At 24.7% G+C, this 25,538-nt stretch carries 22 protein-coding genes; 17 read left to right on the top strand and 5 right to left on the bottom strand.

Translation table 11 applies throughout. The features are described 5' to 3' along the window. Nucleotides 1-365 precede the first annotated feature (365 nt). The 14 genes from C7380_RS02680 (at nt 366) to C7380_RS02615 (ending at nt 17,449) form a co-directional block, all read left to right on the top strand. On the top strand, nt 366-1,274 hold the full coding sequence (locus C7380_RS02680) for an HD-GYP domain-containing protein (protein WP_109603939.1): 909 nt from the start codon (nt 366-368) through the stop codon (nt 1,272-1,274). Between the two features lie 68 nt (nt 1,275-1,342). After that, a complete protein-coding gene (gene asnS / locus C7380_RS02675; protein WP_109603938.1) occupies nt 1,343-2,647 on the top strand; it encodes an asparagine--tRNA ligase in 1,305 nt (434 codons plus the stop codon). A 14-nt stretch (nt 2,648-2,661) separates the two neighbouring features. Then, nucleotides 2,662-3,693, top strand: a complete 1,032-nt coding sequence (ruvB, locus tag C7380_RS02670) for a Holliday junction branch migration DNA helicase RuvB (protein ID WP_206050493.1) — start codon at nt 2,662-2,664, stop codon at nt 3,691-3,693. Continuing rightward, nucleotides 3,694-4,356 carry a YggS family pyridoxal phosphate-dependent enzyme gene (locus C7380_RS02665; protein ID WP_109603936.1) on the top strand — a complete coding sequence of 221 codons (663 nt, stop codon included), beginning with the start codon at nt 3,694-3,696 and terminating at the stop codon, nt 4,354-4,356. Between the two features lie 9 nt (nt 4,357-4,365). After that, nucleotides 4,366-4,662 carry a YggT family protein gene (locus C7380_RS02660; RefSeq protein WP_109603935.1) on the top strand — a complete coding sequence of 99 codons (297 nt, stop codon included), beginning with the start codon at nt 4,366-4,368 and terminating at the stop codon, nt 4,660-4,662. A gap of 4 nt (nt 4,663-4,666) precedes the next feature. Continuing rightward, a complete protein-coding gene (locus C7380_RS02655; protein ID WP_109603934.1) occupies nt 4,667-5,491 on the top strand; it encodes an NAD(+)/NADH kinase in 825 nt (274 codons plus the stop codon). Continuing rightward, nucleotides 5,491-6,246: a phosphate signaling complex PhoU family protein gene (locus C7380_RS02650; protein WP_158274757.1), complete on the top strand. Its 756-nt coding sequence runs from the start codon at nt 5,491-5,493 to the stop codon at nt 6,244-6,246. The genes C7380_RS02655 and C7380_RS02650 overlap by 1 nt, the downstream gene beginning before the upstream one ends. Then, complete coding sequence (locus C7380_RS02645; RefSeq protein WP_109603932.1) at nt 6,243-9,683, top strand: LptF/LptG family permease; 3,441 nt, start codon at nt 6,243-6,245, stop codon at nt 9,681-9,683. Before C7380_RS02650 ends, C7380_RS02645 begins: the two co-directional genes overlap by 4 nt. Before the next feature lie 16 nt (nt 9,684-9,699). Then, nucleotides 9,700-10,347 (top strand): uracil-DNA glycosylase, encoded by a 648-nt coding sequence (locus C7380_RS02640; RefSeq protein ID WP_109603931.1) that lies wholly within the window; start codon nt 9,700-9,702, stop codon nt 10,345-10,347. 1 nt (nt 10,348) lies between these two features. Then, the gene (smc, locus tag C7380_RS02635) at nt 10,349-13,876 is read left to right on the top strand and encodes a chromosome segregation protein SMC (RefSeq protein ID WP_109603930.1); all 3,528 of its coding nucleotides are present in this window, start codon (nt 10,349-10,351) and stop codon (nt 13,874-13,876) included. 117 nt (nt 13,877-13,993) lie between these two features. Then, a complete protein-coding gene (locus tag C7380_RS02630; RefSeq protein WP_158274756.1) occupies nt 13,994-14,743 on the top strand; it encodes a diguanylate cyclase domain-containing protein in 750 nt (249 codons plus the stop codon). Between the two features lie 17 nt (nt 14,744-14,760). Next, nucleotides 14,761-15,366 (top strand): hypothetical protein, encoded by a 606-nt coding sequence (locus tag C7380_RS02625; protein ID WP_109603928.1) that lies wholly within the window; start codon nt 14,761-14,763, stop codon nt 15,364-15,366. A gap of 53 nt (nt 15,367-15,419) precedes the next feature. After that, nucleotides 15,420-16,349 carry an enolase C-terminal domain-like protein gene (locus tag C7380_RS02620; RefSeq protein ID WP_109603927.1) on the top strand — a complete coding sequence of 310 codons (930 nt, stop codon included), beginning with the start codon at nt 15,420-15,422 and terminating at the stop codon, nt 16,347-16,349. 11 nt (nt 16,350-16,360) lie between these two features. Then, on the top strand, nt 16,361-17,449 hold the full coding sequence (locus C7380_RS02615; RefSeq protein WP_109603926.1) for an alanyl-tRNA editing protein: 1,089 nt from the start codon (nt 16,361-16,363) through the stop codon (nt 17,447-17,449). An 8-nt stretch (nt 17,450-17,457) separates the two neighbouring features. On the opposite strand, the gene rnr is transcribed toward C7380_RS02615, so the two are convergent. Both rnr and dnaB read right to left on the bottom strand, forming a co-directional pair. Further along, nucleotides 17,458-19,716: a ribonuclease R gene (gene rnr, locus C7380_RS02610; RefSeq protein ID WP_109603925.1), complete on the bottom strand. Its 2,259-nt coding sequence runs from the start codon at nt 19,714-19,716 to the stop codon at nt 17,458-17,460. Then, nucleotides 19,688-21,064: a replicative DNA helicase gene (gene dnaB, locus C7380_RS02605; RefSeq protein ID WP_109603924.1), complete on the bottom strand. Its 1,377-nt coding sequence runs from the start codon at nt 21,062-21,064 to the stop codon at nt 19,688-19,690. The genes rnr and dnaB overlap by 29 nt, the downstream gene beginning before the upstream one ends. Nucleotides 21,065-21,110: 46 nt before the next feature. On the opposite strand from dnaB, the gene C7380_RS02600 reads away from it, so the two are divergent. Further along, a complete protein-coding gene (locus C7380_RS02600) occupies nt 21,111-21,320 on the top strand; it encodes a hypothetical protein (RefSeq protein WP_109603923.1) in 210 nt (69 codons plus the stop codon). Here C7380_RS02600 and C7380_RS02595 read toward each other — a convergent pair. From C7380_RS02595 to C7380_RS02585, 3 genes are read right to left on the bottom strand one after another with little or no spacing between them, the layout of a single operon-like run. Further along, nucleotides 21,299-22,375: an alanine/ornithine racemase family PLP-dependent enzyme gene (locus tag C7380_RS02595; protein WP_109603922.1), complete on the bottom strand. Its 1,077-nt coding sequence runs from the start codon at nt 22,373-22,375 to the stop codon at nt 21,299-21,301. The genes C7380_RS02600 and C7380_RS02595 overlap by 22 nt on opposite strands. A 13-nt stretch (nt 22,376-22,388) precedes the next feature. Then, nucleotides 22,389-23,096 (bottom strand): PI-PLC domain-containing protein, encoded by a 708-nt coding sequence (locus C7380_RS02590; protein WP_109603921.1) that lies wholly within the window; start codon nt 23,094-23,096, stop codon nt 22,389-22,391. An 11-nt stretch (nt 23,097-23,107) separates the two neighbouring features. Continuing rightward, nucleotides 23,108-23,935, bottom strand: a complete 828-nt coding sequence (locus C7380_RS02585) for a PHP domain-containing protein (RefSeq protein ID WP_109603920.1) — start codon at nt 23,933-23,935, stop codon at nt 23,108-23,110. A 126-nt stretch (nt 23,936-24,061) separates the two neighbouring features. Between C7380_RS02585 and C7380_RS02580 the strand changes: the two genes are divergently transcribed. Together C7380_RS02580 and C7380_RS02575 are read left to right on the top strand one after the other, a co-directional pair. Beyond that, nucleotides 24,062-24,607 (top strand): 5-formyltetrahydrofolate cyclo-ligase, encoded by a 546-nt coding sequence (locus tag C7380_RS02580; protein WP_109603919.1) that lies wholly within the window; start codon nt 24,062-24,064, stop codon nt 24,605-24,607. Beyond that, a complete protein-coding gene (locus C7380_RS02575; protein ID WP_109603918.1) occupies nt 24,600-25,391 on the top strand; it encodes a nitrilase-related carbon-nitrogen hydrolase in 792 nt (263 codons plus the stop codon). Before C7380_RS02580 ends, C7380_RS02575 begins: the two co-directional genes overlap by 8 nt. Nucleotides 25,392-25,538: the final 147 nt, after the last annotated feature.

The following is a 25,538-nucleotide window of genomic DNA, read 5'->3' as shown; positions in this document are numbered from 1 at the left end:
AATGCTTTACACATAGCTCTGGGTGAATACCCGTTAGCACCAACTCCAGTATTCTTAAACAAAGGAATATTAGACCAATCAATCAAAGAAATCAAATCCATAAGATATTTAGATTCACAATGGTTATTAAGGTATTCATCATAAACAAAATCAAGATAAAATTGAGAATTATTCAAGGTATTTACCTCCTTTTTTTTGTTTGTTGTTTAACAAAACAGAAAATGGTTATTTATTATTTCTTAACAATTTAATTATAACCTATGGAGGTAAATATCCCTTTTAACATCGTTTAAAATTACTTTAAATAAACGTTTTTAGAATTTAGAAAGATACTATATAATAAAGTAATAAAGGAGGTTGTTTTTATGAATAAATTTCCCACTTTTTTTATAGATAATTCTTTTTCAGATAAAACACTATGTGAAAAAATATTGAATAGAATGAAATTTACGGTTTCGACTTCTTTTGATAATTCTGATATTATAATATCTTCAAAAAGATCTTATGATGATAAAATATGTATTTTTTTTGAAAAGCAAAATAGAGTTGTTATTTCAAATAGCAGCGACTTTACTGCAATTGAGGATTCAAAAATATTTAATTTGATAGAGTTATCAATTTTAAAATCAACTTTTCTTTTTTATGATAATAATGTTTATAATCTTTATGATTTAAAAGATAGATATAGAAACAAAATATCAAAATTTTTGCAAGCCTTAGTTGTTACAATGGAAGTCGAAGATAAAGATACTAATATGTCTCATTCACAACGTGTTGCTTTTTATTCTGAAGAATTTTCAAAATTTCTTGGAAAAGATGATGATGAAATAAAAAAAATAAAAGAGTTGGCTATGTTACATGATATTGGCAGAATAGGTATAGAACAATTAATGCTTTTTACTCCAACAAGAATAAATGACTTTGAAACTTGGGATTTAGAACATACAGTTACGGGATCTATATTTTTATCTTCTATAGATGAACTTTGGTTTTCTGTACCAGTAGTCCGTTCTCATCATGAATTTTGGAATGGAACAGGTTATCCAGATGGATTATCAGGAGAAGAAATACCCTATTATGCAAGATATATAGGATTAATAGATTGGTTTGACATAGCAACTCATACAGCAACTTCTGAATATGAAGGTATTTTATCGCCGCAACAGGCCATAGATTTTATATCTAATAATTCTGGAATTCTTTTTGATCCTATTTTAGCAAATAAATTTGTTGAATTTATAAATAATTTTCTTGAAAAGAATAAATTTGTATAATTTTGTATAAATTAGATATTTAAAAATATGATATAATAATTCAAGCAAAAATTAATTGGAGGTGTGATATGAGTTTAAGTTGGATTTATACTAAAGATCTAAAAAACTTTATAGGTCAAAAAATAATTTATAAAGGTTGGGTTTGGAATAAAAGATCTAGTGGAAAAATAGCCTTTCTTCAGTTAAGAGATGGTACTGGATTCGTACAAGGAATCGCTGAAAAATCTACTTTAGGAGAAGATGTTTTTTCAGATATAAAAAAAATAAGAAACGAGTCTTCAGTTATAATTGAAGGAGAAGTTCAAAAAGATGATAGATCTCCTATTGGAGTGGAAATAATTGTAAAAAAAATCGATATTTTAAATCAACCTGAAGAAGATTATCCTATTTCAAATAAAGAACATGGTATTGACTTTTTAATGGAAAATAGACATCTTTGGTTAAGATCAAGAAGACAATTTCATATTTTAGCTGTAAGAAATGAGATAATAAAAGCCGTTAGAGAATTTTATTATAATAATAATTTTACACTTATCGATACACCTATATTTACAGGTTCTATAGGGGAATCAGCTGGTAATACTTTTGATATAGAATATTTTGATTATGGAAAAGTTTATCTTGCTCAGACTGGTCAGCTTTATTTAGAAGCTGCTTGTATGGCGCATGGAAAAGTATTTAATCTTGGTCCTACTTTTAGAGCTGAAAAATCAAAAACAAGAAGACATTTAATCGAATTTTGGATGAATGAAGCAGAAGTTGCTTATTATACACATGAAGATAATATGAATTTGCAAGAAAATTTGATTTCTTATATAATAGAAAAAGTTTTAGAAAGAGCTAAAGAACATTTAATAGCTTTGGATAGAGATATTTCTAAATTAGAAAAAATAAAAGCTCCTTTCCCAAGAATGACTTACACTCAAGCTGTAGAAGTTCTTCAAAAAAAAGGATATAGTATTGAATGGGGTGATGATTTAGGAGCTGAACACGAAACTGAACTCGCATCACAATACGAAAAACCATTAATAGTAGAAAAATATCCAAAAAATGCTAAAGCTTTTTATATGCAACCTGATCCTGAAAATCCTGAAGTCGTACTTTGTGATGACATGCTTGCACCAGAAGGTTATGGTGAGATAATAGGTGCTTCTGAAAGAATTTGGGAAAAAGAAATTTTATTGAAAAGATTAGAAGAATCTAAATTACCTAAAGAAGAATATGAATGGTATTTGGATTTGAGAAAGTTTGGTAGTGTACCTCATAGTGGATTTGGTTTGGGTATAGAAAGAACTGTTGCTTGGATATGTGGTTTAAATCATATAAGGGAGGCAATTCCGTTCGCAAGAACTTTGTATAGAGTTTATCCATAATGGAGGAATTTATAATGCAATTTGATGAGGATAGAATTTTCAACCCTGAGGAGGTTAAGGACGAAGTTGCTAATATAAGCCTTCGTCCTAAGTTTTTAAATGAATATATTGGCCAAAATTCTGTTAAGAAAAAAATTGATGTTGCAATAAAGGCTGCAAAGATAAGGAAAGATCATCTTGATCATATTGTTTTGGCTGGTCCTCCAGGGTTAGGAAAAACAACTATGGCTAATGTAATAGCCAATGAAATGAAATCTAATATACAAATAACAAGCGGTCCTGTTCTTGAAAGAGCGGGGGATCTTGCTGCTATATTAACAAATTTGAATTCTGGAGATATTCTATTTATAGATGAAATTCATAGATTAAATAGATCTGTAGAAGAAATTCTTTATTCTGCAATGGAAGATTTCCAACTTGATATCATGATAGGTAAAGGACCTTCAGCAAGATCTATAAGAGTAGATTTACAACCTTTTACTTTAATAGGAGCTACCACAAGATTAGGTTTATTAGCAGGTCCATTGAGATCAAGGTTTGGAATTATTTTAGAAATGGATTTTTATGAAGCTAATGATTTAAAAGAAATAATAAAAAGGTCTGCAAATCTTTTAGATATTTCAATAAATGAAGATGCTGCATTAGTTCTTGGTGAAAGATCTCGTGGTACCCCAAGAATAGCAAATAGACTTTTGAAAAGAGTAAGAGATATAATTCAAGTAAAATCGAAAAGCAATATTGACATCGAAGATGTTGAAGAAACTATGGAGTTATTTGAAATAGATCATTTTGGTCTTGATGATATGGATAGAAAAATATTAAAAACAATAATAATAAATTATAAAGGTGGTCCTGTAGGTATTAACGCTTTAGGATCTTCTTTGGGTATAGAATCAGATTCTATAAGTGAAGTATATGAGCCATATTTACTTCAAAATGGATTTATAATTAGAAGTCATCGTGGAAGAATTGCTACACAAAAAGCTTATGATCTTTTAAATGTAAAAGAAGATGAAGATAAAAATATTTCAATATGGGGTGATTGAATGAACTCTATTGAATCAAATTTGAACGAATTATATGATGAATTAAAAATATATCCTAATACAAAATTAATAGCTGTATCAAAGTTTTTTCCAGTAGAAGATATAGTAAATGCTTATAATTTTGGTCAAAGAATATTTGGAGAAAGTAAAGCACAAGAATTAAGAGATAAATCCGAATATTTGTCAAATTATGATATAAATTGGCATTTTATAGGAAGATTACAAACTAATAAAATAAAATATATAGTTCCAAGATGTGAATTAATACATTCAGTAAGTCGTATAAAAGAGATAAAAGAAATAAATTTTAGAGCTGAACAAAATAATAAAATTCAAAATATCTTAATAGAAGTTAATATATCACAAGAAGATTCTAAATCCGGTATTGATAAAAATTCCATTTCTAATTTCTTAAAAGAATGCAGTATTTTTAAAAATATAAAAATAAATGGATTTATGACAATGGCTCCATTGACTGATGATGAAAATATTATAGAATCTGTATTTTTTGAAGCCTCTAAACTTCTAAATAGTTTTAAATTTTCTTATCCTGATTTAAAAGAACTTTCTATGGGAATGACTAATGATTATAAATTAGCTTTAAAACATGGTGCTACTTTTATAAGAATAGGTAGTAAAATATTTGGAAATAGAAATTATTGAGGTGATAAAATGTTTGCATTGGGTAACTTTTTTACAGCGATCGGAACTGTTTTAAGAATAAGTATAAATTTTATTGAATTAACCATAATTATATCTGTTGTTATGAGTTTTTTATTCCCAGTTTATAATAAGTTTAAATCAATAGTAGATTCTATAAGTGAATTTTTTTTGAGACCTATAAGAAGATATCTTCCTGTAAATATAGGCATGTTTGATTTTTCTCCTTTTATAGCAATTCTCATATTAATTTTTACTGATAGATTTTTAGTTCAAACATTAATAGACTTTGGAAATCGTTTGGGGTGAAATTTTGAAGATAATTTTATTTTTTAATCCTACAAAACATAATAAAGAATATATTGAAAAAAATATATCTTATATTTTTGAAAGTAATAATATAGAAGTTTTAGATATATTATCTGCAAGTTCGTTTGTAAATGAAAAAATAGCCAATTCAGCTGATTTTTACGTTGTTCTTGGTGGTGATGGAACCGTACTCAGAATTTCTCAAATAGCAACTTTTCATAATAAACCTATAATATCTATAAATCTCGGTACATTAGGATTTTTAAGCGCTTATTCAAGAGAAGAAATCGAATTAGCTGCTTTGGATATTAAAAATAAAAATTTAAAATTTTCTTCAAGATATTTAATAAAATGCAATATTGATGGTAAAAATATAATTGCTCTGAATGATTTTGTTATTCAAAAAAGTCAACCAGTTGGTACTATAGATCTTGAAGTCAAAGTTGCGAATCATATTTTGTATTCTTTTTTAGGAGATGGTATAATAATTTCTACTCCTACTGGTGCAACTGGATATGCTCTTTCTTCAGGTGGTAGTATAATAGACCCAGATTTAAATATGATGGAATTAGTTCCTCTTTCTCCTCATGCTTTAAATATAAGACCTTTTATTGTGTCTCCAAATAGAAGTATTGAAATAAATATTAATAATATTTCAGCTGGTTTTTCATATATAACAGGAGATGGAAATATAATAAAGAAGCTTGAGCCAGGTACTTCTATAAAAATTTCTGGAAGTGAAAAGAGAATTTTACTTGCACAAAAAAATACTGAAACTTTTTATTCAACCTTAAATAAAAAACTGGCTTTTGGCAGGAGGTTTGAATGATGATTGATGATTTTGAAGAAAGACATTTGAATTCATTTAAAAATGATAAATTAATAATATTTTTAAATAATGTTTTAAAAATGGGAAGACTTGTACAAGGTATGTTTTACAAATTTAAAGATTCTTATTTTGAAAAAGATAAAAATTTATCCAACGAGATAATCGAACAAGATGATAGACTCGATTTTTTAGAATCTAAATTAGAATATGATGGATTAACAATGATAAGTGCCAATAATTATACTGGAATATATTTAAAAGCCTCTCTTTTAGGTATTAAACTGTCATATATTTTTGAAAACATGGGTGATTTATGTGAAGAAAATGCTAAAATAAATCTTGAAATCTTAAAATTACCCCAATTCGTAAATATGGTAAGTTTTGAAGATATTTTTATTCAAAGCCATGAAATGTTGTCTATATCTTTAAGACTTTTTTCTGATTTCATAAATCTTGAGACAGATAAATTGTCAAAAGTTGATATAGATAAAAAATTTTTTGAACCAGCTAAAAAAATTTGTGCTATGGATATAGAGGTTAATTCTTTATTATCAGCATATAAAAAACATCTTTATAAATCAAAAGAATCAGTTAAAACAACAAATTTACATTTGAACATATTATCAAATATAGAAAGATTTTCTGATTTCACAACAAATATATCTGAAAATATAATATGGGCTCTCAAAGGTGTTCGTTATAAATGCAGAGGTACTAATCTCGAATATTTTTATTCTTTGGAGGACGATTTATGATAAGACTTATAAAGTATATTTCCAGAGAATTTTTTTCTCCTTTTTTAATGGGACTCTTTGGTTTTGTGATATTTGTAAGTGTTCAATTATTATATGAGCTTTCTGAAATAATTGTAAGAAATAAAGTTGGTTTTGATAAATTACTTTTATTGATTTGGTACAATCTCCCTTATTTTGTATCAATGGGAATACCGGTAGGAGTTTTATTCGGTATTTTTTGGTTAATGTCAAGATTATCAAATGATAATGAAATAATTGCAATACAGACTTTAGGTATACCAGCAAAAAGGCTCATGATACCTTTTTTGATTATATCAATATTATTATCTTTTTTCACTTTTATGCTTTTTGATAGTATAGTTCCAAAATCGAACTATGAAGCTAAACAAGCTATGGCTAAATATATTTATCAAAAACCTGAAGCTGTTATAAGCGATAATGAATTTGTAGATCTTGGAGATAATAGATATCTTTTTGTAAAAGAACTTGATAGAGAAAATGGAACTCTTTATGATATTTTGTTATATGAAGTTGACTATAAGAAAACAACTGTTTTTCATGCTCAAAAAGCAAAAAAATATCCAGATGGTTGGAAAATGGAAAATGGTAGAAGTTTTAGAGTTGATTCAAATGGTTTTTTAGAATTTGATCTTTCTTTTAAATCGCTTTCTTTGGATTTAGAAAAAGATGTTGAAGAATTTTTAAATTTTGGTAAGAGTGCCAATGAAATGACTTCAAAAGAATTAAAAGAAAAAATAGATACTTTCTCAAAACTTGGAAGTGATGTTTCTGGTTTAATAGTTTCTTTTCAAAGTAAATTTGCAAATGCCTTAGCCCCACTTGTTATATCTATTTTAGGAGTATCTCTTTCTTTATTTTTAAACTTGAAAAGTAAATCATGGAGTGTAATAACTACATTTTTATTAGTTGTTCTTTATCAAGGATCTGGAGCTTGGCTTAATGCATTGGGTAAAGAAAAAATAATAAATCCTGTATTATCAGCATGGATTCCAGATATTTTATTTGGGATTGTTGGAATTTTGCTATTTTTCTTATTAGATACTGAAATTTCTTTTAAAATAACAGAACCTTTAAAAAAAATTTTTGTAGTATTGATTGCATTATTAATTTTCCCAAGTATTAGTTATTCTGCAAATGTCAATATTGAATCAAATGATTTTCAAATAATAGATGATATTTTACAATTTAATCAAGAATTGAAAATACTTTATAAAGATTCAATTATAACTGCTGAAAAAGGTTCAGCAGTTTTAAATGATGATAATACTATCAATAGTGCTGAATTAACTGGCAATGTTATTTATACTCATGGTGAATCTACTATTGAAGCTTCTACAATGACAATAAATTTCGAAAAAGATGACAGTTTTTTTATAAATTCTTATACTTTACAAAAGTATAAAGATGATAAAAATGAAGTAGAAGTCAAGGTTTGGTCTGAAGAAATTTACAAACCTTTAGAGGACGATTATTTTATTTCGGAAAAAACTAAAATGACTACTTGCAAAGACTGTATAACATATTATTTTAAATCTCGAAAAGTAACTATTTATCCAGAAAAATTTCTTATAGCAAGAGATGTTACTTTGGAATTTTTTGGTGTTCCCGTTTTATATTTACCATTTTACTTTCAAAGTTTAAATGAAGATGATAATGAACCTTTTTCTTTAAAGTTTGATTATGAAAATAATAAATTAACTTTTTTAATAGGAATTAATTATTTATTTGAAAATGAGAGTCTTTTGAAATTAAAATATGGTATGACAAATGATTTTGAAAATTCTTTGACTTATCAAAAGTTTTTATTTAAATATGGAATAAAAGTTTTTGATAAGTACTTATATTTATACTCAAATATAGAAAATAATATTAATACAGAACTCGGTTTTGAATATGATATTTATGATAAAGATTCTTATATGCGATTAACTCAAGACAATAAGAATACTTTGATGAAATTTGATCTATATATTCCTGAATTAAAAACACCTTATGGAAATATAAAGAACATCAGATCTAATGTTTATTGGAATGAAAATACTCTTTATTATATAAAATTTTTACAGGCTTATACTGATGCTTATCAAAAAAAATATAAAAAATCAATAATATCATTATCAAGGTTAGGAGTAAATCTAGAATATAAAAATTTAAACGGTTTTAATATAGTAGAAGCTTGGAAAGAAAAAAATAGTCGTATAGAAGTTAAAGGAAAATATGGTTTTTATTCAAAATACTCAAATTTAACGGGTGATTTATATTATAATCTAACTTCAGAATCTTCTAAAGTTCTAAATAATCAAATAGATTCAAAAAACAAATTTGAATATGATTATACTTTAAATAAATTTAAATTACTCGATATAGATGGAAAAACAGGTTTTGAAACTACTTCAAATTTTAATCATAAAAGAGATTTTACAGAAAATTCAAAGTACTCGATCGGACATACTTTGTTTGATTTTACATTAAAACCTAAAATAGACATGAGTTGGAATATATTGGAATTTGGTAATTTTGTGGAATTTAAAAAAGTTTTTGAAAATTCTTTAACACCTTCTGCAACAGATGAAGTTAATTATGGGGATTATATTGGATATAAATTGAGTTTTTTCGAAAATAATTTTAAAAATGCTGCAAGAATAACCAGAAAATACAATTTTTTGAAGGATGGTTTTGATAAAATTTCTTATCTTGAATTAAAAACAGATACATCTTTAAATATATTCAACTTTAAAAATCAACTACAAACTAAAACACTTTTTGATACAGATATTGAAATAAAACCTAAAACAACAGAAGTTAAATTTAAATCAGAATTAAAACCTTTTTATCATACAAGTGAATTCACGTATAAACATAATGAAGAAAAACCTATTGAGTATATATTAAATAAAGAAAAAGTTTTATTCAATAGGAATAGATTAGAAATTGAATATAAAATATATCCATATGAAGAAGAAATTGAAAAAATTCTACCAGAATTACTTTCAAGTTATTCATTTTATATTTTTGGGAACAAATTAATTGGTAAGTTCAATATAAAAGATGATTATAATAGATTTGAACTTTATAAAAATAAATTTCTGGAAGAAAATTCTTTATTTTCAATGACTTTTGGTGGTAATTATTATAGAAAAGAAAATTTTTTAACTGCCAGTATAGGTATAGAAAGTCGTGATGAAAAAGAATTTGCTGATATGGAATTTGAATATGATATAGAAAATGAAATTTTAGATTTTAAAAAATTTGAAATTCAAAAAAGAATTATTTGTTGGACTTTTAACATAAAAGCTGATATATCATTTTTACCACAATTTGAATTAAAAAAATTCACACTTACATTTTTTATAAATAATCTTCCAAACAAAAATGTAGCTTTTAGCGATGATGGATTTGAATTTGGACTTATGTAAAGGAGTTGTTTTTAACATGGCAAATATAAAAGAAATGAACTTTATAAAAGATAAAATAAAAATATGTGAAAAATGTTCTCTGCATTTAAGCAGAAATAATACTGTACCTGGCGAAGGTAATATAAATTCTAAAATAGTTTTTGTTGGAGAAGGTCCTGGTGCTGATGAGGATTCTTCTGGCAGACCTTTTGTTGGTAGAGCAGGGAAATTACTTGATGTGATGTTTAAAGACTGGGCAAAAATAGATAGAAATCAAATTTTTATAACTAATATCGTGAAATGCCGTCCACCTAAAAATAGAGTTCCTTCAGATGAAGAAATGAATTCTTGTGGACATTTTCTCGAAGCTCAATTAATTCAAATTAAACCAAAGATAATAGTTACATTGGGTTCTACAAGTATGAAATATTTAACTAATAAAACTAAAATAACAGAATCGAGAGGAAAATTTTATGATTGGTATTCAGGAATTAAAATATTTCCAACATTTCATCCAAGTTATCTTTTAAGAAATCCTTCAATGCAAAAAGGAACTCCAAGATGGTATTCTTGGCTCGATATGAGGGCCATTGGAATAATGATTAAAGCCTTAAATAATGATAAAAATGTTGAAGATATAGTAAAAGCAGTGACTAAGATAATGAAAGATTCTGGAGGAATTTAAAATGAAATTAAAAACCCTTGAAATAGAAGGTTTTAAAAGTTTTGCAAAAAAAACCTCCATTGATATCAATAAAAATCTCATAGCAATAGTAGGTCCTAATGGTTCTGGAAAATCAAATGTTGTTGATGCTATCAGATGGATGTTGGGTGAACAGTCTAATAAACAAATGAGAATTCAAGACAGAGAAGATGTTGTTTTTTCTGGAACTAATAAACATAAACCTTCGAAATTTGCTATGGTTAGTCTCATAATTGAAATTGATGAAAAAAACATAAAATTGACTAAATACTTTGATAAGAATAAAGGAAATATATATTCTATTAATGATAAAAACTCTACTTTAAAAGATATTTTAAATCTTTTTTCTAATGGAATAGGAAAACAATTCTATTCTATAATTTCTCAAGGACAAGTTTCAGATATAGTAAATTCTTCTTCTGAACAATTAAAAAATATCATTATTGATGCTTCAGAAATAAAAGATTTCTTAGATAAAAAAAATTATTCTTTAAAATTATTAGAAAAAACACAAGAAAATTTAGATAGAATAAATGATATTCTTTATATGACAGAAAAAAGATTAAAGTCTTTATCTATAAGAGCAGGAAGAGCAAAAAAATATCTTGAAAATAAGCAACAATTACAAAATATTGGAAAAATTTATTTTGGTGCCTCAAAAATATATAAAATGAATACGATTGATACTTTAGAAAAAGAAAAGCATAATATAAGTTTAGATTTAAAAAAACTTTATTCTGAACAATTTGATATTGAAAGAAAGTATAGATCTTTGAAAGAAGAAATTGATAATGTTGAAGATGAAATAAATAAAAATACTGATTTAATCGAGAGTTATAGAAGTAGAACTTCTTCTCTTGAAAAAGAAAAAGAAAGATTAAATGAATCTATAAATGAATTAAACTCTGAAATACTTTCAATAGATTGGAAAATCAATAATTTTGATGAAAGATTAAAAAACGAAGAACAAAAATTAGAAGAAGTTTCAACTTTAGAAAAAACTTATAATATAGATTTTGAAAGAATATATAATGAATATGAAGAAATTCTTTCAAAAAAAAATGATTTAGAAAATACGGTATCTCAAAAGCAAAAATTATATAATGAGAAGAAATTTTTTTATAACACATTAATAGATGAAATAAATAAAAATAATACTTTAATCGAACAAAAAAATAATTCTATTATAGGGAAAAAAGAGAGATTGGAATTTTTAAAAACAGAATTTGAAAATAAATCGAATAAAATAGAATCAGTTGAACTTTCTCTAAAAAAAATAAGAGAAAAATTGACCATTAAATCAGAAGAAGAAAAAAGTCTAATAAATACCATAAAAGAAAAAATTACTGCCTTAAAAGACTTAAATTCTGAATATAATGTATTAAAAAATGATTTGGAAAATAGAAAAAGTGAAAGAATTCAATTAAAAAATAAACTTGAAAACTTAAACCTTCAAATTTCTGAATATGCTGGATATTCATCAGTTATAAAAGAATTTTTTAAAGAATTTAAAGATGATGATAATGTTGTAGATGTAGTAGCAAATATTGTAGAAATAAATGAACAATATGAAGAAGCTATATCTTCTTCAGCTGGATACAAACTCCAAAATATAGTAATTAAAAGTTCTTCTTACTCTAAATTCTATATTGATTTTTTAAAAAATTTGAGAATGGGTAAAATAACTTTTTTACCTTTAGATCTTTTAAAGACTAAATCATATTTAAATAAAAAATTTCTGAATGAACCTGGTGTTATAGACTATTTAATAAATATAATAAAATTTGATAATAAATATCAAAAAATAATGGAATATGTTTTTTCAAATACAATACTTGTTAATGATATTGAAAGTGCCATAAATCTATCAAAAGTTGGATTTAATAGCAATATAGTTACAATTAATGGAGAAACTGTAAGTGGTCAGGGATCTATAAGTGCTGGTAAAAACAAATATGATTATTCTTCTTCTATTTTGAAAAGAAAAAGAGAATTACAAGAAACTATTTTCTTATTAGAAGAAAATAAAGAAAATATTATATATTCTGAATCTGAAATAAAGAAAATAAGTGAAAAAATAATTAAGTTAAATGATATTGTAAGAGAGGAAAAGGAAAAACTTAATGATCTGATTTCTGAAAAAAATATACATAATAATGAATTTAAAAGTTTGAATGAAGAATTGAAAAACTTAATTTCTTCAAATAAAAATATTTCTGAAAGAATTTATAATTATGAAGATGAAATTGAAATTCTTAAAGAAGATATTATAAATTTTCAAAAAATAAATTCCGAAAATGAAAATAAAACATTGAATTTAAAAAAAGAAATTGAAACTTTAGAAATTGAAAATAGTGATTTTAACCTTAAAATTACTGAATTAAAACAAACATTATTAGAAAAGAAATATCAAAAAGATTCTTTGGATGAAAAAATAAATTATTATAATCAAAAAAAAGTAGAATCATTAAAAAATATAGATCATATAAAAAGTGAGATAATTGATTTAAATGAAAAATATTCTAATATTAAAAATACCCTTGAATCTAAAAATAATGATATAAAAAGAGTAGAAATTGAATATGATAGTTTAAATACTGAAATTACAAAAATATTTGATATAATGAAATCTTCAAGAAGCGGTAAATTCGAAAAAGCCGAAGATCTTGAAATACTCGAAACAGAAAAAAACAACTTAAAAGAATTAATAAATGAAAAAAAAGAAAGAAATAATAGTATAAACTATGAAATAGAAAATGTTAAACATGAAATCGAATTTTTGACTGAAAAAGCAAATAATTTAGATATAGAAGCATCAGAATTTGAGCTTGTAGAACTCGATGAAATTGAATTAAAATCTTATTCTAATAAAATAAAAGAAATAGAAAATTATCTTAAAAATCTTGGTTCTGTTGATTTAACCGTATTAGATGAATTTAATGAAGTTGAAAATGAATTCAATACTCAAAATATGGAAAAAGAAGATATAGTAGAATCTTATAATAAATTAAAAAGTTCTATAAATGATTTAGATTCAAATGCAGAAAAAATTTATGGAGACTTTTTTGAAAAATTAAATGAAAAATTTAAAATATATATATCTCAACTATTTATTAATGGCTATGGAGAATTGAGACTTGTAGGTGAAGGTAAAATATTTGAACAAGGGATACAAATTTCTGTGAAAAAATCTGGTAGAAATTTTCAAAAATTATCTCTTTTTTCTGGTGGTGAAAAAGCTTTAATAGCGATAGCTTTTTTATTTTCCTTGATGGATTTAAATCCAAGTCCTTTCTATATATTAGATGAAATTGATGCTCCATTAGATGATATAAATGCAGATAAAATAGCTTCATTAATAAAAAATAATGCCCATAAATCTCAATTTATGATAATAACTCATAATAAACTTATGATGGAAATAGCTGAAATTTTTCATGGTATAACCATGAAAAATGGCGTTACATATGTAGTTCCAGTCGATTTTAAAGAATTTTCAAATATATCTTAATTTATATATTATTATATTTTTTCTGATATAATATATTTGGGTTAATTAATCTATTTTTATTAAAAATTAATATATTATAATTTTTCTTAATAAATTTTAAAAGGTGGAGTGATGTTTATGAATTCTTTATATTCGACATACATGGATATTGACGAGGGGGAAACAAAAGAAAAAATTTTAGAAATACTAGATGAAAACAATATTGAGGTGGAAAAAGAAGACATTTTTAATTCTGATTTTGCAATAGTTAAAGAAACTCTCAATTATTCTTTTCCTCATATAGTAGTTAGTAATACGATGGAAAACATAAACTCAAATCAACTGTTTAAGTATGATGGTATAGATTTTATATTAAAAAATTTTGATGAAGATTTTATAAGGTTAAAGATACAAAATGCTATTTATTTTGTAATGGCTAGAGGTAGTAGAGGTGCATTCAAACAAAGAATTAAAAATGAACTTGAAAAATTAAATAGAAGTGGAGGTTCATTTTCTTTGGCTTTGGTTTCAGTTTTAGATTTTTATAAACATAAAAATAATCTTTCTTCAATAGAACTTGATGAAACAGTAAAAGACATTTATAAAATGATAAAAATTTCCACAAGGAAATCAGATGAAGTAATGAAAATTTCAAGAAAGGAATTTGGAATTTTACTTCCATTTACAGAATTAAGAAACGCTGAAATTGCTTGTGAAAGAATAAAAAGAAGATCTAATAAAATAAAATCTTCTTATAGAAATATCTCATTAGCTTTTGGAATAACAGAAGTAAGTAATCCAAATGAAGATTTAAACAAAATTTTAGAAAAATTAAAAAAAGCCTTATATATTTCTGAGGGAAATAGAGGAGATGTGGCTTTTCTTTGAATTAAGGAGGTTTGATGGTGCCCTTAAATATATTTTTGAGTCATTTTATAACAGATTTTGCTTTCTCTAATGTTTATTCTGAGAAGTTTCTGAACAAAAAAACTTATTATTTACACTTAATATGGGCTGCAGTAGTTTTTTTATCTTTTAATTTTGAGCTTTTAAATTCTAAAAGTTTTTATGTGTTAATTTTATCTTTTATCATTCATATTTTATTTGATTTGATTAGAATTAAAAAGAATACAACTCCTTTATTTGAATTTATCGGCTTGATAATCTTTTTCATCCTAAATTATATTTTTAAAAGTCATTTGGAAGGATCTTTTTTAACTAATAATTTTCAACTTTATATTTTAGGTTTGATGATAACTACAAGTTTTTTAACTTATATATTTCGAATCTTTGAAATATATCCAAGAGAAAAGAAAGATACAGCGGGGACAACTGAAAGGTTAGTCATCTTTATATTCATTTTATCTCAGAATTTTTTATTCGCTATAATTTCTGGAATTATTGGAATTATATATAAATATATCTTCGAAAAATTCAGAAAAAAAGAAATAATTTTATCCCCTATACTTGGATTAGTAATTTCTTATATTTGGCTCATAATAATGAAATAAAAATAATAATTTGGGAAGCTTATCGCTTCCCTTTAAATTTTTTGGAGGTTCTTATGATTAGAAAAAGAGATGTTTTTTATTGGCAAGAGAGATCTATACTAAAAAATTTAAATATGGAATGGAAAGAACACATAGTATTTAAAATAATCGACGAAGATGGTATTGAAGGATTAGGAAGTGCAACTCCTTATAAAAATTTTGGAGAAACCTTTAAAACAACTATGGCTGTAGTGGAATCATTGAGAAGATTTAGTGAAAATTTTGATGATTTAAATGAATTATATGATTTTCAAACAGATTTAGAATTTATCATAAAAAAAGAACATGCTGCAAAAACGGCTGTTTTGTTAGCTATTTCAGATTATTTAATCAAAAAAAATTCAATAGATATTTCAAAAATATTATATACAAAAAAAGACAATACATATCAGGAAACCCTTAAAAGGGTTTATTGGAAAAAAGATTTAAATATATATTCTTTAAATTTAGATAAAAAAAATACATTAAAATTTGAATTTATAGAAAAACCTGATTTAAAAGATATTATAAATATAAAAAAATTATTTGGAAAATATGATTTATGGTTTGATTTTAGAGGTTTTTTAAATTATCATGAATTTAGACGTGTTTATAATATTTTAAAAGATCTATCTATTATAGGATTTGAACAACCTGTCAAACCTGGAAGTGAAGATAATATTTATGATATGTACGAATTACCTATATTTTGGGATGAATCTATAGAAAATATGGAAAATATAAAGAAATTAAAAGGACAAGGATTAGTATTAGATATAACTAAAATGGGTGGATTATTGAATATGAGAAAAGCTTTAAACATATCTGAATTATTTGGATTTGAGACCGTTATATCTACAAGATTAGAACATCCTTATAATATTAATTGGTCTAAAAAAATTAAAAATTCTTTTAATTTTGTGGATTTAAATATTGATAATTATATTGTAAAAACTTCTAAATAGGGGGAATTATTTTGAATACTTTAGAAATTTTATCTGTTAAAAAATTAAAAAATTTTTATAATGTAAAAATAAAAAATAATCCATTTTATCCTGATGGTAAAGGCGGGCAACTTGGAGATAGAGGTTTTATAAATAATATAAAAGTTTTAAAAAGTTATGAAGATGGTGTTGATATAACAGATGAATTATCACCTGGTATTCATTCATATTTAATAGATAAAAATAATAGATTTGATATAGCTCAACAACATACATCTCAGCATCTTTTATCGGCAATATTAAAAGATAAATTTGATATCGACACATTGAGTTTTCATATGTCTGAAGAATATTCTTCTATTGATATTGATTTAAATAATCTGAATGAAGAAATAATAACAGAAATCGAACAAATTTTTTCAAATTATGTTTTAGAATCACTAAATGTTGAAGAGATTTTAACTGATAAAAATAATATCTCAAAATTTAATTTGAGAAAAAAAATATCTGATAAGATCGAAGATGATATAAGATTAATAAAAATTGGAAACATAGATATTTCAGCTTGTGGAGGATTTCATGTAAAAAATACTTCAGAATTAAAATTATTAAAAATAATAAATATAGAAAAAGTAAAAGGGAATCTTTTAAGAATATATTATCTTTCTGGTGATAGAGCCTTAAAATATTTTAGTTTTTTACATAAGACATTAAAATCAATTTCAAATGACTTGAGTACATCTATTTATGACTCAAAATCAAAAATTTATAATCTTTTGAACGAAAATAAAGAATTGATAAAAGATCTAAAAAATTTAAAGCAACTTTATTCTAAAGTAATTGGAGAAAATTTAAATAATATTGATGATGATATTATATTTTTTGAAGATGAAAATAATCATGCAGAGTTTGCTTTTAATTATATTGATTTAACAGAAAAAGTTTTTATATATAAGTATAATGATCAAATAAGTATTTTTTCTGAAAATATTAATATCAATGATTTAATAAACAAATTAAAAACTGATTATAATATTAAAGGTGGAGGTTCTAAAAATAGAGGAAACATAAAAGGAGATATTTCAATAAATTCGATAATAAAGGTTATAAAAAATAATTAGGTAAGAACTTATTTGTTCTTACCTTTTTTTTTGAATGTTTTTTTATTTCCATTTTTATTTTTTTTATTGAAATAATTTTTAGTATTTTTTTTATTTATTTTTATATAATTCTCATAAGGTATAAAATCCACTTGAAGTGTTAATTTATCGGCTTTTGCAACTACAGCTTTTATTTTATCTCCAACTCTATAAGTTTTTTTAGTCTTATCTCCAACTAAACTATTATCTCTTTCATTGTATATAAAATAATCATCAAGTTCAGAAATATGAATTAGTCCATTTATCATTTTTTCCGGAATTTCAACAAATAACCCAAATTTAGTAACTCCAGTAACAAAAACTTCGTATTTTTCTCCTATATGCTTTCTTATATATTCTATCTTTTTCATATCTATTAAATCCCATTCTGCTTCATCTGCAACTCTTTCTTTTTTTGAACAACTTTCAGATATATCGGGTAATATTTTTGAATATTTTTCTATATCTTGTTTTTTTAGGTCATTTTTTCCTTCTATATATTTTTTTAACATTTTATGTACTATTAGATCTGGATATCTTCTTATTGGAGATGTAAAATGTGTATAAGAATTAGACGCTAATCCAAAATGGCCTATATTATTATTTGAATATATTGCTCTTTTCATAGATCTAACTAAAAGTTTTTGAATACTTTCATTCAATGGATGATCTTTTGTTTTTTCTAATATTTCTTGTAATACTTTAGGATGCATTGTTTCTGGTATTTTAAATTTTATACCAAGTATTTCTAAATAGTTTTTTAATTGTATTAGCATTTCTCCATCAGGATTTTCATGAACTCTATATATAAAAGGGAGACCTTTTATGTCAAAAAATTCTGCAACTGTTTCATTTGCTTTTATCATAAATTCTTCAATTATTTTTTCACTAATACCTCTTTCTCTTTTTAAAATATCTTTTACATAACCATTTTCATCAAATTCAAAATAGACTTCTCCACTTTCAATATCAAGTATTGAACCTCTTCTTTTTCTATTTTCTCTTATTATATACATTAATTCTTTCATACTTTCTAATGTTTCCTTTAAAAATCCTATTTCTTCCATTAAATTTTCATCTGCATTATTTTCAAGAATTTTATTCGCTTTTGAATAGGTTAATCTCTTTTTTGAATTTATTATTCCATTATATATATTAGATTTTACAACATCTCCATCTTTGTTTATTTCCATTATTAAAGACATAGTTAATCTATCTTCATCTTGAACGAGAGAACATATCCAATCTGAAAGTTCATGAGGTAACATTGGAATTACAGTATTTATGAGATATATACTTGTACTTCTTTTATAAGCTTCTTTATTCAAATCCGAATTGTCATTCACATAATGAGATACATCAGCAATATGAACACCAAGTTCATAGTTTCCATTATTTAATTTTTTTAATCCAACTGCATCATCAAAATCTTTTGCGGTATCTCCATCTATTGTAAATATTAATTGATCTCTAAAATCTTTTCTTCCTTTAAATTCTTTTTTAGAAATTTTTTCTGGTATTTTCAAAGCTTCTTCCATAACTTTTTTAGGAAATTCTCCAGGATTTGGAAGACCATGCTTTGTTATTATTATAGGTAAATCTATAGATGGATCTCCAGGTTTTCCAAGTATTTTTATTATTTTACCCTCTGGATTTTTATTTTTAGATTTATGTTTTAATATTTCAACCTCAACAATTTCACCTTCTTTTGCATTGTTCATATTTTCAGGTGATATATAAAAATCATAATTTATTTTTCCATTAAGGGGAATTACAAAGCCAAACATTTTCTTTTTTTGAAATTGACCAACAATTCTTTCAATTTCATTATTCAATATTCTTATAACTCTACCAGATGGTAAGTCTCTCCATTGACCAATTTTTTCAATTAAAACTCTATCTTTATGCATGGCATTTAATGAATTTTCAACAGTTATAGCTATTTCATCTCCATTTTTGTCGCTTAAAAATGCCATATTCCCACTTTTTGTAAATTCTATAGTGCCCACAACTTGTTTCGATGAAACAAGATGATATTTATTTTTCGAATCTTTATAAGCTATACCATCACTCAACATTTTTTTTGCTGTTTTTCTTATCAATCTTCTATCTTCTTTATTTTCTGCCTGTAGTAATTCATAAATTTTTTTCAATATTACAGGTTTATGTTTTATTATTTCTATTATTTTCTTTTCAATATCTACCACTAAATCACCTCCACTATATATTATGTGATCTGTCAATTTCATAAAAAGTCGCCAATTCTGGATTAAACATCAGTTTTATAGTCCCAACAGGACCATTTCTTTGTTTACCTATTATTAATTCTGATTCATGAGGTTCATTTAAAATAAGTCTTTCTTGTCCATCTTCTTTTTTTCTTTTATAGTAAGAGTCCCTATATAAAAACATAACCATATCGGCATCCTGTTCTATAGCTCCAGATTCTCTTAAATCTGCTAAACGAGGTCTCTTGTCTTCTCTTTGTTCTACAGCTCTTGAAAGTTGTGAAAGAGCTACTACAGTTATTCCAAGTTCTCTTGCAAGTAATTTTAAGGATCTCGAAATCTCAGAAATTTCTTGCTGCCTACTGTCATTTCCACCTTTTCTTCCTTGCATAAGCTGTAAATAATCTATTAAAATAACATCAACATCAAATTCTCTTTTTATTCTTCTGGCCTTGGCCCTCAAAGTTCTTGAATCAAGCCCTGGTTCATCATCAAGAATAAGTTTTGAATCTTGTAAATTACCTGCTGCATTGGTAATTTTAGTCCATTCTTCATCATTTATTTGACCTGTTCTTACTTTTTGAATTTCAACCATAGCTTCTGAACATAATATTCTGTTTACAAGTTGTTCTTTAGACATCTCAAGGCTGAATATAGCTACTCCTTTTTTATATTTTAAAGCCATATTTGAAGCTAAATTCAAAGCAAAAGAAGTTTTTCCCATAGATGGTCTTGCCGCTATTATTATTAAATCCGATTTATGAAATCCAGATGTCATTTTATCTAATGAATGAAATCCTGTACCAATTCCAGTAACAACGCCAAGATTGCCTGATTCAGCTTGATTTTTTAAATAAACTATATTATCTGCAACATCAGGTATTATATTCCCAAGAAGATCATATGTTCTTGTAGCTCTTGCCTCAGCTATTGCAAATATTCTTTTCTCAGCATATTCAAGTATTTCTTGTGCATCTCCAACTGTTCTTATGGATTCAACAATTTCAGAAGATGCCGTTATAAGATTCCTAAGTAAAGCTTTTTCTTTTACAATATTGGAGTAATACATCACATTTGCGGTTGTTGGAACTGCTTGGGCAAGATTTATTATTGTTTCTTCGCCACCAACCTTATCTAAAAGATTATCCATTCTCAGTCTTTCAATTACAGTAACAACATCTATAGGTAATGCATTTATAAAAAGTGTTTCTATAACTTTAAAAATGAGTCTATGTTTTTCATAGTAGAAGTCTTGCCATCTCACTTCTTCCATAATATCTTCAATAACAGATGGATCTAAAAAAATACTTCCTAAAACCGATTCCTCTGCTTCAAGACTATTTGGAGGGTTAAATGATTCATTTTGCAATTTACTACCTCCTCACTGTGATATAATAAAATCTGAGGTGATTAATTTGAATACTATTTTAAATATACTATTTTTTATCGCTTTTATAACTTTTTTACTATCTATAACTTATTTTGTATCTTCAGCAAAAGAGTTAAGAAAAGGCAAAAAAGAAGCAGATACATTAAAAGTAAAGGAATTTGACAAAAAAGGAATTATATTGATTTCTTCAAGCATTATAATATTTATAATTTCTTATTTATTGGGTTTATTATAAATCTTTTTCACATATTCGCTCGTAGAAGCTTTCAAAGTACATGAATAAGACATTTCAAAGGATATTATATCTCCTATATCATATTCTTTTTCACAATTTGTTATATCAAGTATTGTATGATCTGAACTCGAATGTAAAACTTGTATGCTTTTATCTTTTGGTTTCAATCCTTTTGGGTCTATATCTTGTTCACCAACAGCAATTATACATTTTTTCCTAATCCCTTTATCCTCAAATGTTGGTTTTCTTCCAAAAGCATCTAATCCAATATTTCCAACTGGAATAGATGGTTTATCTTTTATTTCTACTATTTCAGCTTCTAAAGTTATTGCATCTTGAACGGCTCCAGGAACTTTCCTGTTATTTGTAACATCAGTTCCACAAAAAATAGCTTCACCGATTCTTAGATTATTTATTTCTATAGGTAGTTTATTTTTTTCTACCAATGGAAGATTTGCTGTCGCTCCTCCAGAAATCAAGTTTAATTTTATTCCAGTATTTTTTTCAAATTCATTTTTTATTAAAACAATTTCTTTCATATTATTTTCATCTGGAAGAATTCCTCCAAAACAACCTAAATTCGTTCCTATTCCTTCTAAAGTTATCCCTTTTACTTTTGAAGCTCTTATTAATTCATTTAAAGAAGTTTTATACCATACACCTTCTCTTAAATCTCCAAGATCTATCATATATATTACTTTTATTTTTTTATTTTTGGAAGATGAAATTTCTCCTAATTTTTTTAAGGTTTTTAATTCACTGATTAAAACATAATCTACATTCTCTATGACTTTCTCTAATTCTGATATCATAGGAATTCTCAAAAGCATGAATTTTCCTTTTATACCATTTTTTTTCATCTTTAATATATTATCAAGACGAGCATCTGCAAATAATTTTGCTCCATTTTCTTCAAATATTTTTATGATATTTGGATCTGCACATATAACTTTTGTAACTAATGCAAGGTCTATTTTTTTATCTTTGAGTTTATTTTCTATATTTTTATAATTTTGTATTAATTTTTCCCCATCAAAAATAATTCTTGGATACACCCATATTCCTCCTTTAATATATATTGGAAAGTATTTCAACAGATTTTTCTACATTTTTTGTTGAAAAAAAATCATAATATCCTTTAAGATTTTTTATATAATTTTCATCTATTAAATTATTTATCATGACTTTTATATTTATTTCTTTTATAAAAGAAGATTGATCTTTTATCTTTTCAATGTTTTGTTTATATTTATTAAAATCTATATTCAAAGAATATAATTTTTTATTCATCAAATCTTGTGTTCTAATTTCAGTAGAATAATTCAAGCCTATAAATATCTCTTCATCGATCGAATTTATTTTATCTATTAAATTAGCATCAGATACCGATACCATAACTCTATTTTGAGCATTAAAACTCTTTATTAACATTATTACATACTCTAAATAATCTTCTTCAACATTAATATTGAAAAGAATATTTTCTGGCATTTTTATAAAAAGTTGTTCTAAAGATACAAATCTATTTTGTTTTTGAACTTTTATTTTTGAAATTTCTTTAAAATCAATTTCTTTTAAAAACTTTTTTTCATCATTATAATCTATATAATCTTGATCCCAAACTATTAAAGAATTATCTTTCAACTTTTTTAAATTTATATTTATACCATCAGCACCATAATCTATATCTTGCAAAAAAGCTTTTAAACTATAAGAAGGTGTTTTCTTATCCCCCAGTCCATTTCCGAGTACTATAACAGGATAATTTAAATTCATACAACTCCCCCTTAACTTTTAAATAATGTATTTATTGTTTTTTCTAAATATTTATCTTCGACACTCATACCAAGAGAAATATCTGGTTTGTTTTCACCATGAAAATCACTTCCACTAGTCATAAGTAGATCATTTTCAATTGCAACTTGTTTGAAAAATTCTATCTCTCCCTTTGAATGTTTACTATAAAATACTTCTATTCCAGATAATCCAATATTTTTCAACTTTTTAACAAGTTTAATAAAATCTTTAGACTTAAGATTTATATATTTTGGATGTGCTAAAACTGGATATCCCCCAGCATTTTTTATTAAATCAATAGCTTCTTCTGGAGTTAGTCTTTTTTTAGGCATATAAGCTTTTTTACCATCTCCAAGATATTTATCAAAAGCTTCATCTTTATTATTAACATAACCTTTTTTCACTAAAACTCTTGCAAAGTGAGGTCTACCTATAACTTTACTTCCAGCTTCTTTCTGAACTTCTTCAATATTTATATCTATATCGAGAGTTTTAAATTTATCAATCATAAGTATATTTCTATCCTCTCTATATTTCAAAAGTTTTTCTAATGTATCATGAAATTTTTCATCATAAATATTCATTCCATAACCTAACATATCTAACATAGTAGGATATTCACAACTTATTTCAACCCCAGTAACAAAGTTAATTCCACTTTTTTTTGCTTCTTCATGAGCAATTTTTATACCTCTAGTATTATCATGATCTGTTAAAGATAAGTATTCTAAGTTTTTTTCTTTAGCAATTTTAACTATTTCCGCTGGATTTTTAGTTCCATCTGAAAATGTACTATGACAATGTAAATCTAATAACAAAAAAAGCATCTCCTTTTAAAAAGCTATTCGCTTTAAATTATCTATTATAGCCTTTTTTATTATAACATAATTTTGTTATAATTAATTTACTTCGAAATTTTAAAAATTAAATTTAAGGAGGAAACCATGCAAAAATCTTTAATTAGAAAACAATTAAAAGAAAAAAGAAATAAACTTTCAAATGAATTAATTATAAAAAACTCTAAAATTGCTTGTATAAATGTATTAAATTTTTTAAAAGATAAAAAGCCAAAAAGTATTGGTTTATTTTATCCTATAAGAAATGAAATAAATCCTTTATTATTAACAGATCTTTTGAATGATGTATATTTTTATCTACCAAAAGTTAAAAATAAATATATGAATTTTCATGAATTTTCTAAAGATTCTATTTTATTGAAAAGTAATTATGGGATTTCTGAACCATTTAACAATACTATAAATAATTCTTTAGACTATTATATTATACCGGGTTTGGCTTTCAACATAAAAGGCGAAAGAATTGGATACGGTGGAGGTTTTTATGATAAATTCTTTGATTTAAATCAAAGAAGTGTTTTAATAGGATTTTGTTTTGATTTTCAAATAATTGAAAATATTAAATCAGAAAATCATGATATAAAATTAGATTATATAATTTCAGAAAAAAGGGTGGTGAAATGCAATGTTTAATGTAAGTATATTACAATATAAAATAGAATTTTTGAAAAAAAAGAAAAATTTAGATTTTGTTGTAAACGCTATAAAAAATCTGAAAGATACAACTTTAGTTTTGCCTGAATTAGCTTTTACAGGATATTCTTTTAAAAATAAAAATGAGTTAGAATATGTCTATGAATCTCCCATGGAAAATCAAGGAATAGTCTTTAAAACCTTAAAAAATTTATCTTTAAAAAATAATTTAAATATAGTATATGGATTTGTTGAAAAGGAAAATACTTCATATTACAATTCTGCATGTATGATAACAAAATATGGGAATATAGAAGTTTATAGAAAAACTCATTTATTTTATAAAGAAAAATTATTTTTTGATAATGGAAATACTGGTTTTAAAGTAGTCGAAGTGGATAATATAAAGTATGGTATAGCTATATGTTTTGACTGGTTTTTTCCTGAGTCATTTAGAAAATTAAGTAAAATGAACTCCGATATAATACTACATCCATCAAATCTTGTAATGCCCTATTGCCAAGAAGCTTCAAAAACAAGAGCCCTTGAGAATAAAATTTTTATTGCAACTTCAAATACTTATGGAGAACAAAAAAATAATGATGTTTCATATAATTTTACAGGTATGAGTCAATTAACATCTCCAAATGGAGAAATTATAAATAGATTCTCAAAAGATTCTTTTGAATTAAAAACATTTTCAATAGACGAAAAATTGTCAAGAAATAAATATTTAAATGATTATAATAATATATTTTCCGATTTAAAAGAAAATTTTTATTGATTTTTTCACTCTATTATTACAAGTGATATAAATTTTAGAAACAAATACATTTAAATAAATTTAAATTAAATTTTAATAACGATTATAGCCTTTTTCTATTTTTTTTGAAATGGGTTGAAATAATGTTTTTTTTAAAGTATAATATTA

Origin of the sequence: Oceanotoga teriensis (genome assembly GCF_003148465.1) — a bacterium.
GTDB lineage: Bacteria > Thermotogota > Thermotogae > Petrotogales > Petrotogaceae > Oceanotoga > Oceanotoga teriensis.
This window is presented reverse-complemented; position numbering and strand designations above follow the sequence as displayed.

Bases quoted from the DNA above. Each gene is read 5' to 3' on its own strand.
- C7380_RS02665 (WP_109603936.1), top strand. From the start codon at position 3,694: ATGAACTCTATTGAATCAAATTTGAACGAATTATATGATGAATTAAAA.
- rnr (WP_109603925.1), bottom strand. From the start codon at position 19,716: ATGAAATTGACAGATCACATAATATATAGTGGAGGTGATTTAGTGGTA.
- asnS (WP_109603938.1), top strand. From the start codon at position 1,343: ATGAGTTTAAGTTGGATTTATACTAAAGATCTAAAAAACTTTATAGGT.
- smc (WP_109603930.1), top strand. From the start codon at position 10,349: ATGAAATTAAAAACCCTTGAAATAGAAGGTTTTAAAAGTTTTGCAAAA.
- C7380_RS02575 (WP_109603918.1), top strand. From the start codon at position 24,600: ATGTTTAATGTAAGTATATTACAATATAAAATAGAATTTTTGAAAAAA.
- C7380_RS02590 (WP_109603921.1), bottom strand. From the start codon at position 23,096: ATGAATTTAAATTATCCTGTTATAGTACTCGGAAATGGACTGGGGGAT.
- C7380_RS02630 (WP_158274756.1), top strand. From the start codon at position 13,994: ATGAATTCTTTATATTCGACATACATGGATATTGACGAGGGGGAAACA.
- C7380_RS02660 (WP_109603935.1), top strand. From the start codon at position 4,366: ATGTTTGCATTGGGTAACTTTTTTACAGCGATCGGAACTGTTTTAAGA.
- ruvB (WP_206050493.1), top strand. From the start codon at position 2,662: ATGCAATTTGATGAGGATAGAATTTTCAACCCTGAGGAGGTTAAGGAC.
- C7380_RS02645 (WP_109603932.1), top strand. From the start codon at position 6,243: ATGATAAGACTTATAAAGTATATTTCCAGAGAATTTTTTTCTCCTTTT.
- C7380_RS02650 (WP_158274757.1), top strand. From the start codon at position 5,491: ATGATTGATGATTTTGAAGAAAGACATTTGAATTCATTTAAAAATGAT.
- C7380_RS02580 (WP_109603919.1), top strand. From the start codon at position 24,062: ATGCAAAAATCTTTAATTAGAAAACAATTAAAAGAAAAAAGAAATAAA.
- C7380_RS02680 (WP_109603939.1), top strand. From the start codon at position 366: ATGAATAAATTTCCCACTTTTTTTATAGATAATTCTTTTTCAGATAAA.
- C7380_RS02640 (WP_109603931.1), top strand. From the start codon at position 9,700: ATGGCAAATATAAAAGAAATGAACTTTATAAAAGATAAAATAAAAATA.
- C7380_RS02620 (WP_109603927.1), top strand. From the start codon at position 15,420: ATGATTAGAAAAAGAGATGTTTTTTATTGGCAAGAGAGATCTATACTA.